Below are 8,327 nucleotides of genomic sequence, written 5' to 3' on the forward strand. Positions count from 1 at the left end.
ATTCCGTAATCCCCAGCACCCTGCCCCGCTTTTCATACGGCACCCGGTCGCCCAGGTAAGCTTGCATCGAGGGCACAAAAATCAGGTAACCGATCATGCCCAGGCTGAGTGATATGAAGAAAGCAATAAATGTTGGCCAGAAAACCAGCAGGCAGATGGTGGCAGTGAAAATGATCGTACCGATCAACATCCCAGCTTTGCGGCCCCGGCTGTCTGCAACAGAGGCCAGGATTGGGCTGATTAGACCCATCAGTGAGCGTGCCGAGATTGCGTACGACATCGTGCGCAGGTCAACTCCAAAACCCTTGGCAAACACAGACAGGAATGGGTAGATCATCCGGTAAAAGGTGTTAAACACTGTCCGGACGATGACGAAGATCGTCAGTTGAAAATTCAGCTTATCCCTGAGGACAGGCGCAACACTATACTCGGTCTGATTCACGCAGGTACCACCATCGGGCTACTTGCCAGGCAGCAAAAAATATCAGCACGACTAAACCAAAAAAGAAAATCTGGATTCGCCAGGCATCACTATTTAAGATTGGAGAGGCCGGGTGCATTACATTTTCGGTTCCTCGGATGGCTGCTGTCAATGCCACAAAGTAGATAATGTTAAACGCAGAAGTCAGCTTAGGTCTGTCTGCCAGGTACAACCTTGCCTGCAAGAGGATACCGGTGATTGTGAAAACCAGTGCCAGCTTCCAACGCGGCTCGGCCAGATACAAGCCATTCCAATTCGACTGCATTGCCCATAAGGATAAAGGTATATAGGTGATCCAGAAGATCAAACCCGTCAGACCAAAAGCTTTCGACCAGTGATGAAAGGCGAGGCGCCGGGTAATCAACCCTAACATGCCAAAAATTGCCGATAACAGGAATCCCGACAATGATACCCACACCCAGGCTCCATGCAGGTAAACCACGCGGATATGAGTACCCAGGCTGTGTTCAGCAGGTCCAAAATTGACCAGGATGATGATCGCCAGGCAGGTAAGGAGAAAAAGTAAACCCCTAACGAATGGAGATTTTATGATCCGTTTGGGTTTGTTATTTTGCATAAGCTACCTGTAAGACACCGATAATTTACTTTGTGGTCAGCTGGCTGCCTGCTGACAATCTCCCTCTGCCAATGGCAGCCAGACACAGAACGTGGTTCCTTTACCAACCACCGAATTCACCTCAATCCGGCCACCATGATTGCGAACGATCCAGTAAGCAATCGATAAGCCCAACCCGAATCCCTTACCATCTTTTTGGCGGGTGCGTGATTTCTCGCCGCGGTAAAAACGTTCGAAAATATGGGGTAGATCTTCAGCTGGGATACCCGGACCATTGTCGGTCACCGTGAGCTGTGCCCGGTCTGTAACCTTCCCCAGGCCCACCACTACCTCACCACCTTTGGGCGTGTAGTTAATTGAATTCCCCACCAGGTTCACAATCACCTGTTTCAGTCGGTCGCGGTCTCCGCACACCAGGACCTGGTCGATATCCCCCAGGCTTAGTTGGATGCGGTCGCGGGTCAAGACCTGCATTTGATTCAATACTTCGAGCAGGAGTGTATCCAGCTCCACCACCTCATGAGCCAGGGGGATTTTGCCAGATTCAGCTTGCGCCAGTAAAAGCAGGTCGCCCACCATGCGAGTGAGTCGGTCGACCTCATCTTCTATGGTCACCAACGATTCTTCATCAAATTCTTTAATCTTGCGCATCAAGCCCACATTGCCTTTGATGACTGTGAGCGGCGTCCGTAGCTCGTGACCCACATCTGCCAGAAAGCGTCTTTGTGTGGAAAACAGGTTTTCCAGGCGGCTCAACGTTTGGTTGAAAGCTGTTACCAGCTGTCCGACTTCGTCCTTCTTCGAACCTGAGTATGGGATCCTGCGTGAGAGATCATCGGCGCTGGTGATCTGCAGAGCAGACTTGGTGACATTATCCAGAGCCCGCAGTGCCTGGTGACTACTATACCAGGCAGCCAGGCTGGCTGCCACGATGGCAATGGCCGTGCCTATAATCAATACTTCGAGCAAGGTATCCTGTGTGGCATTAACCACATCCATGCGTATGCCAACCTGCAAAACGCCTTCCAACCGGTTGCCTTTCCCGGCTACTAGCGGAACGGTCAAAACGCGCATCCTTGATCCGTTTTGATTAACATCCCGGAACACAGGGGTCGGGCTATACAGACCGATCGAATCGAGCGGCGAATTGAGGATACGTAGATTCTGAGATTTCTGGATTAAGTGATTACCCCGACCCCATAGCTGTACGTAGATGTCATCCGGCAGATCGAGCTGCGACAGGGTTACTTGCAAGGCCCCATCACTGTCAAGTTGGGTGTTGATGTAGACGTTCTCAGCCCTGATTCGCAGGGAATCATCCAATTGATGGACCACCGTTAAGCTCACCGAATAATAAACGGCGATTCCAAACAACAGTAATATACCCCCTACTATGGATGTGTATAGTAAGGTGAGCCGGCTACGTAGGGACATGAAATTAATTTACGATGGTTCGCGTAAAACGTACCCCATACCACGCACAGTATGCAGCAGGCGCTGTTCCCCTTGAACCTCAAGTTTTTGGCGCAAATAGCGAATATAGACCTCAATGATGTTGCTCTCACCACCGAAGTCATATCCCCACACGCGGTCAAAGATCATCTCCCTGGTTAAAACCTGGCGTGGGTGGCGCAGGAACAGCTCCAATAGCTCATATTCTTTGGCAGTAAGTGAGATCACCCGATCACCACGCGATGCCTGGCGGGTGCCAGTATCGAGGATCAGGTCGGCAAATCGTAGAACTTGGGGCCGGCTGGGTTGGGCACGGCGTAATAAGGCACGAATGCGAGCCAGGAGCTCATCCAAATTGAATGGCTTGACCATATAGTCGTCTGCCCCAACATCCAACCCCATCACCCGGTCATTGACCGAATCTTTGGCAGTCAGGATCAGGATGGGCACCGGACCACCGGCTCGTAAGCGCCTGCATACTTCAAGGCCATCGATTCCTGGAAGCATGATGTCCAGGACGACCAGGTCTGGAGGATTGTCGCGCGCTGAAGCCAGACCCGAATGCCCGTCGATAGCAGTGTCCACCTGATAACCTTCATAGGCCAGGCCGCGGCGCAAGAACCGAAGGATGGCCTCATCGTCTTCAATTATTAGAATTCGTGCGCTCATAAGCCCTCCGTGATTAAACTATACCACAGGGCGACTAAAAAAACAAAACGAGATTAATAAGATCCCGGAGGCAATAGCTTCCGGGATCTCTTTTACATTTACTGAACTTCAATTACAGCACCTGCAGCTTCCAATTTTGCCTTGGCATCCGTAGCAGCTTCCTTGCTGACGGCCTCGAGCACATTGGAACCAGCGGTTTCTGCGACGTCCTTGGCTTCTTTCAGCCCCAGGTTGGTGAGCTGGCGAATGACCTTGATGACTTCAATCTTCTTGGCACCCGCATCTTTAATCACCACGTTGAACTCAGTCTTTTCTTCAACGGGCTCGGGAGCAGGACCAGCTGCAGCAGCAGCGCCAGCAGCGACTGCAACTGGGGCAGCGGCGGAAACGCCCCACTTCTCTTCCAATTTTTTAACAAGCTCAGCAGCTTCAATAACGGTGAGGGCGCTCAGTTCCTCAACCAGTTTAGTAATGTCAGACATTTTATAAACTCCTTCTTCTCTTATTAATGATTATTTTTTGCTTAGTATATTTTTACTAATTATGATGAATGTGCATTCCATGATGGTTGGCATCAGGCTGGCGTTGCTTCAGGTTCCGCATGGGCCTTGATAACCGCTGCGATCATTCTGCCTGGCTCAGCCAGTGTCCGGACAAGCTTGCTGGCTGGAGCGAGCAAGGTACCCAACAACTGGGCGCGCACCACCGGCAACGGCGGTAGATCTGCCAATGCCTTTACGCCCTCAGGCGTAAGTAGCTGCTTTTCCAGGAAGCCGCCTTTGATCTTTAAAAACTCCGAGCTTTTTGCAAATTCGGTCACTGCTTTTACAGTTGCGGGAGCATCTGCAAAGGCAAAGATGATCGCGGTGCTGCCTTCCAAGTGCGCTGACGGAACAGGGTATCCGGCTTGCTCGAAAGCCTTCTTTGCCAGAGTGTTTTTAATGATGTGGAACTCACCACCATTATCGCGCACCTTTGCCCGCAGGCCATCGATGTCCTTCATGGTCAAACCCACGTACTGGGTCATCACCAAAGCTTTGCTTTGCTGCAGCCATTCGCTGTATTGGGTAATTAATGCGTTCTTGCGTTCCTTCGTTATAGCCAAGGTTATTTCACCTCCTTTCCAAATTAAAAGTCCTTGCCTCGCAACCAGTGCCTGGCAAAGACTCTCCGTCCATCACATTACCAACCCGCCTCAGGCGGATAATTTCCATCTGGAGATATCTTCACCTCGGCAGGGAATTAAGCGTACCTTCCGCACCTGCTGTCTTTGGCGAAGCTTATTTTATATCGTAACTATACCATAATCCTTTATTCTGCGACCGCCATGCTTTGAGCTTCCATCGGGTCTAATTTAATGCCAGGACCCATGGTGGATGTTAGCGTGATACGCTTGATAAAAGTACCCTTCACGCTTGCAGGGCGAGCTTTCTTGATGGCTTCCATGAGGGCTGCCAGGTTTTCGTACAGCTGCTTCTCATCAAAGGAGGCTTTTCCAATAGGGATATGCAGGTTGGCGGTCTTATCCACTCTGAACTCAACACGGCCGGCTTTCGATTCATTGATCACTCGCGGCAGGTCTTCCGCAGGTACTACCGTGCCAGCTTTCGGGTTGGGCATCAAGCCACGCGGGCCAAGCACACGGCCCAAACGGCCGACCTTACCCATCAGGTCAGGGGTGGCGATGGCGACATCAAACTCAGTCCAACCGCCTTGGATCTTGGCGATGGTCTCGTCATCGTCAGCCACGACATCAGCACCGGCTTCACGTGCCAGGGCTGCCCCTTCACCTTGGGCAAACACCAGTACCCTGACGGCCTTGCCCAGCCCATGTGGGAGCACGACCACATCACGAACCTGCTGGTCCGCATGACGGGGATCGACACCCAGCCGCATATGGACTTCCACAGTCGAATCAAACTTTACGAAGTGCGTTTCTTTAACAAGCTTTACCGCCTCTTCAGGGGTATACCAATGCGTCTCATCAATTTTAGCTACTGCAGCTAAATACTTCTTTCCATGCTTTGCCATAATTTCTCCTTCGTGGTGCAAACGGGTGATTGCCACCCTCCCACAGGGTTAGTCTTCTACTACCGTCAAGCCCATGTTCCGTGCGGTGCCTTCGATCTGACGCATCGCACCTTCCAGGTCAACCGCATTCAGATCTTTCATCTTGAGCTCAGCAATCTCACGCACCTGCTTGCGCGTGACCTTGCCAACTTTTTCGCGGTTGGGCACAGCTGATCCTTTGTCTACACCAGCGGCCTTTTTCAACAAGACTGCCGCTGGAGGCGTCTTCAAGATGAATGTGAAAGATCCATCGGTGAAGATGCTGATCTCTGCTGGAATAATTTCGCCCATCCGGTTATTGGTGCGGGCATTATATTCCTTGCAGAATGCCATGAGATTGATCCCATGACCAGCTAATGCGGGACCAATCGGAGGTGCAGGGTTGGCTTTTCCAGCCTGAATCTGCAATCGAACAATTGCTTTAAGTTTCTTCGCCACTTTATTCTCCTTTCGCCGCCAACTCTCGCAGAGCAGCGGTGCGTGGTTTTAGCGGGTGATTATTGGGGACACCCTCCCACTAATACAGCCCACTACAGGGCTGTTCGTGCAGCTATGTTCTCGGCTACTTTAAGCCTTCTCGACCTGTAAAAAGTCAAGCTCGACCGGTGTCTCACGGCCGAAAAAGTTTACCATTACGCGTACCTTGGCACGTTCCATGTCGATTTCCGCTACGGTGCCACGGAAATCATTGAACGGCCCATCAACAATGCGCACGCGCTCGCCCGAACGGAATGTAACTTTGATATGGGGCGCTTCGGCTTCCATGCGCTTGATGATCTGCGCCACTTCCTCCGGGCGGAGGGGTGTCGGTTGGGTACCCATGCCCACAAACCCGGTAACACCAGGCGTGTTACGCACCACATACCAACTCTCTTCCGACATGATCATGTTCACCAGGATGTAACCCGGGAAAACCCTGCGTTCTACCGTACGACGTTTCCCTTCCTTGACCTCGATCTCTTCCTCCGTGGGGACGACAACATCGAAAATCTTATCCTTCATCCCCATCGATTCGATGCGTTGCTCGAGATTGTGGCGAACCTTATTTTCGTAGCCCGAATAACAATGAACCACATACCAGGCGCGACCATCTTCCTGAGGCAGCTCATCAGGCTGTCCAGGATAGGCCTCCGTCACGATTTCGCCGGAATCTTGTGTAACCTCAGGATTTACCACCTGACCAGCTTCCTTTTCGCCATCGTCAAGGGGCTCTTGGCTATTTTCTTCCTGGTTGTATTCAATCATCATAATTGTTAAATCTTCACCTTCAGGCGAATAGTTTATTCGCTAGGTTTAACCCAGGATCACCGCAAAAATCCGAGCGTAGATCAAATCGAGACCGCCCAGGATGAACGCCATTACCACAATGACCAGGATGACTATCCAAGTCAGTCGTATAGCCTCCCTACGGGTAGGCCATGATACCTTCCTTAATTCTCCAATCGTTTCCTGGAAGAATCTCTGGATTTTAAACCAGATTTTCTGGAAGAAATTCATCTCATGGCGAGCAGATCTATTATCAGGCACGGTAATCCTCCATCTACGGGTAAAACGCCGCCTCTTGTAGACGGCGTCATCCGGAAAAGACTCTTTCCCTTCAGGCAGGCCAGGCAGGAATCGAACCCACAACCCCCGCTTTTGGAGAGCGGTGCTCTGCCAAATTGAGCTACTGGCCTATGTGGGGGTGGCTTGTGCCTTCCCCTATTTGGTCTCGCGATGCAGGGTGTGCTTGCGGCATCGCGGGCAATACTTGTTTAACTCAATACGCCCCGGATCGTTGCGACGATTCTTCTCCGTGGTGTAATTGCGTTCTTTGCATTCTGAACACGCCATGGTGATCACCGGGCGTACATCTTTTTTCGAAGCCATTCTAATCCTTTACTCTTGTTTACATTATGCGATGATCTTAGTGATCACACCTGCGCCGACGGTCAGGCCGCCTTCGCGGATGGCGAACTTGGAGCCTTGCTCCAACGCCACCGGCACGATCAGCTCAACTTCCAGGTTCACATTATCTCCCGGCATGACCATCTCCACCCCTTCGGGCAGCTTGATGTTGCCGGTCACATCCATCGTCCGGATGTAGAACTGCGGGCGGTATCCGGTGAAGAAAGCCTTGTGCCGTCCACCTTCTTCCTTGCGCAGCACGTACACTTCGCTCATGAACCTGGTGTGCGGGGTGATCGAAGCAGGCTTGGCCACCACCTGGCCGCGCTCCACATCGGTGCGCTCAATCCCACGCAGCAGGATACCTGCATTGTCTCCAGCCTGCACCTGGTCCAGCTCCTTGTGGAACATCTCGGTGCCGGTGATCACCGATGTCAGGCTCTTCTCGCGCAAGCCCACGATCTCCACCGGGTCACCTTTCTTGGCAACCCCACGCTCCACACGTCCGGTCACCACCGTGCCACGCCCCTTGATCGAGAACACATCCTCGATCGGCATCATGAACGGCTTGTCCGTATCCCGCACCGGCTCGGGGATGTACTCATCCACCACCCGCAGCAGCTCCTTGATGCAGGCATACTCGGGGGCATTCGGATCGGTGCTCGTGCTCTCCAGGGCTAGCAAAGCACTCCCGCGCACGATGGGGGTCGTGTCTCCAGGGAACTCGTACTCGTTCAGCAGGTCACGCAGCTCCATCTCCACCAGCTCCAGCAGCTCCTCATCGTCCATCATGTCCACCTTGTTCAGGAAGACCACGATCGCCGGAACTTCCACCTGGCGCGCCAGCARCACGTGCTCACGTGTCTGCGGCATCGGCCCATCCGGAGCCGCCACCACCAGGATCGCCCCATCCACCTGGGCTGCACCCGTGATCATGTTCTTGATGTAGTCACGGTGCCCAGGCATGTCTACGTGAGCGTAGTGGCGCTTGCTGGTCTCATATTCCACATGGGCAATGTTGATCGTGATGCCGCGTTCCTTTTCCTCAGGGGCATTGTCGATCGTGTAGAACGACCGGTACTCAGCCTGCCCTAGAAATGCACAGTACTTGGTGATCGCAGCGGTCAACGTCGTCTTGCCGTGGTCAATGTGTCCCATTGTGCCCACATTCATGTGCGGCTTGTTTCGCTC

General features: G+C 52.5%; 12 protein-coding genes and 1 tRNA gene. All 13 read right to left on the minus strand.

Translation table 11 applies throughout. The annotated features are described in order from the left end of the window. The coding region (locus tag C3F13_07000; protein PWB54350.1) for a hypothetical protein at window positions 1-442 on the minus strand (442 nt) is incomplete at its 3' end. Then, a complete protein-coding gene (locus C3F13_07005) occupies window positions 423-1,058 on the minus strand; it encodes a hypothetical protein (GenBank protein ID PWB54351.1) in 636 nt (211 codons plus the stop codon). The genes C3F13_07000 and C3F13_07005, both read right to left, overlap by 20 nt. 36 nt (window positions 1,059-1,094) lie before the next feature. Next, on the minus strand, window positions 1,095-2,492 hold the full coding sequence (locus tag C3F13_07010) for a hypothetical protein (protein PWB54352.1): 1,398 nt from the start codon (window positions 2,490-2,492) through the stop codon (window positions 1,095-1,097). Window positions 2,493-2,501: 9 nt separating this feature from the next. Continuing rightward, on the minus strand, window positions 2,502-3,179 hold the full coding sequence (locus tag C3F13_07015; GenBank protein ID PWB54353.1) for a DNA-binding response regulator: 678 nt from the start codon (window positions 3,177-3,179) through the stop codon (window positions 2,502-2,504). 98 nt (window positions 3,180-3,277) lie between these two features. Beyond that, window positions 3,278-3,661, minus strand: a complete 384-nt coding sequence (locus C3F13_07020) for a 50S ribosomal protein L7/L12 (protein PWB54354.1) — start codon at window positions 3,659-3,661, stop codon at window positions 3,278-3,280. A 92-nt stretch (window positions 3,662-3,753) separates the two neighbouring features. Next, the gene (gene rplJ / locus C3F13_07025; protein PWB54355.1) at window positions 3,754-4,332 is read right to left on the minus strand and encodes a 50S ribosomal protein L10; all 579 of its coding nucleotides are present in this window, start codon (window positions 4,330-4,332) and stop codon (window positions 3,754-3,756) included. Window positions 4,333-4,490: 158 nt separating this feature from the next. Beyond that, window positions 4,491-5,210 (minus strand): 50S ribosomal protein L1, encoded by a 720-nt coding sequence (locus tag C3F13_07030; GenBank protein ID PWB54356.1) that lies wholly within the window; start codon window positions 5,208-5,210, stop codon window positions 4,491-4,493. 48 nt (window positions 5,211-5,258) lie between these two features. Continuing rightward, window positions 5,259-5,687, minus strand: a complete 429-nt coding sequence (gene rplK, locus C3F13_07035; protein ID PWB54357.1) for a 50S ribosomal protein L11 — start codon at window positions 5,685-5,687, stop codon at window positions 5,259-5,261. 129 nt (window positions 5,688-5,816) lie between these two features. Then, a complete protein-coding gene (locus C3F13_07040; protein ID PWB54360.1) occupies window positions 5,817-6,386 on the minus strand; it encodes a transcription termination/antitermination protein NusG in 570 nt (189 codons plus the stop codon). Window positions 6,387-6,542: 156 nt separating this feature from the next. Next, window positions 6,543-6,776, minus strand: a complete 234-nt coding sequence (gene secE, locus C3F13_07045; GenBank protein PWB54358.1) for a preprotein translocase subunit SecE — start codon at window positions 6,774-6,776, stop codon at window positions 6,543-6,545. 72 nt (window positions 6,777-6,848) lie between these two features. Further along, window positions 6,849-6,925 (minus strand) — tRNA-Trp (locus C3F13_07050). A gap of 25 nt (window positions 6,926-6,950) precedes the next feature. Next, entirely contained in the window at window positions 6,951-7,118 is a 168-nt protein-coding gene (gene rpmG, locus C3F13_07055; GenBank protein ID PWB54359.1) for a 50S ribosomal protein L33, read from the minus strand. Window positions 7,119-7,142: 24 nt separating this feature from the next. Continuing rightward, window positions 7,143-8,327 (minus strand): elongation factor Tu (gene tuf / locus C3F13_07060; GenBank protein PWB54361.1); only part of this gene is annotated, 1,185 nt, incomplete at its 5' end.

Source organism: Anaerolineales bacterium (assembly GCA_003105035.1).
Lineage (GTDB): Bacteria > Chloroflexota > Anaerolineae > Anaerolineales > UBA4823 > FEB-25.

What these genes read in the sequence shown, in the direction of transcription:
- C3F13_07005 (PWB54351.1), bottom strand. Translation starts at nt 1,058, where the DNA reads ATGCAAAATAACAAACCCAAACGGATCATAAAATCTCCATTCGTTAGG.
- C3F13_07010 (PWB54352.1), bottom strand. Translation starts at nt 2,492, where the DNA reads ATGTCCCTACGTAGCCGGCTCACCTTACTATACACATCCATAGTAGGG.
- C3F13_07015 (PWB54353.1), bottom strand. Translation starts at nt 3,179, where the DNA reads ATGAGCGCACGAATTCTAATAATTGAAGACGATGAGGCCATCCTTCGG.
- C3F13_07020 (PWB54354.1), bottom strand. Translation starts at nt 3,661, where the DNA reads ATGTCTGACATTACTAAACTGGTTGAGGAACTGAGCGCCCTCACCGTT.
- C3F13_07030 (PWB54356.1), bottom strand. Translation starts at nt 5,210, where the DNA reads ATGGCAAAGCATGGAAAGAAGTATTTAGCTGCAGTAGCTAAAATTGAT.
- rpmG (PWB54359.1), bottom strand. Translation starts at nt 7,118, where the DNA reads ATGGCTTCGAAAAAAGATGTACGCCCGGTGATCACCATGGCGTGTTCA.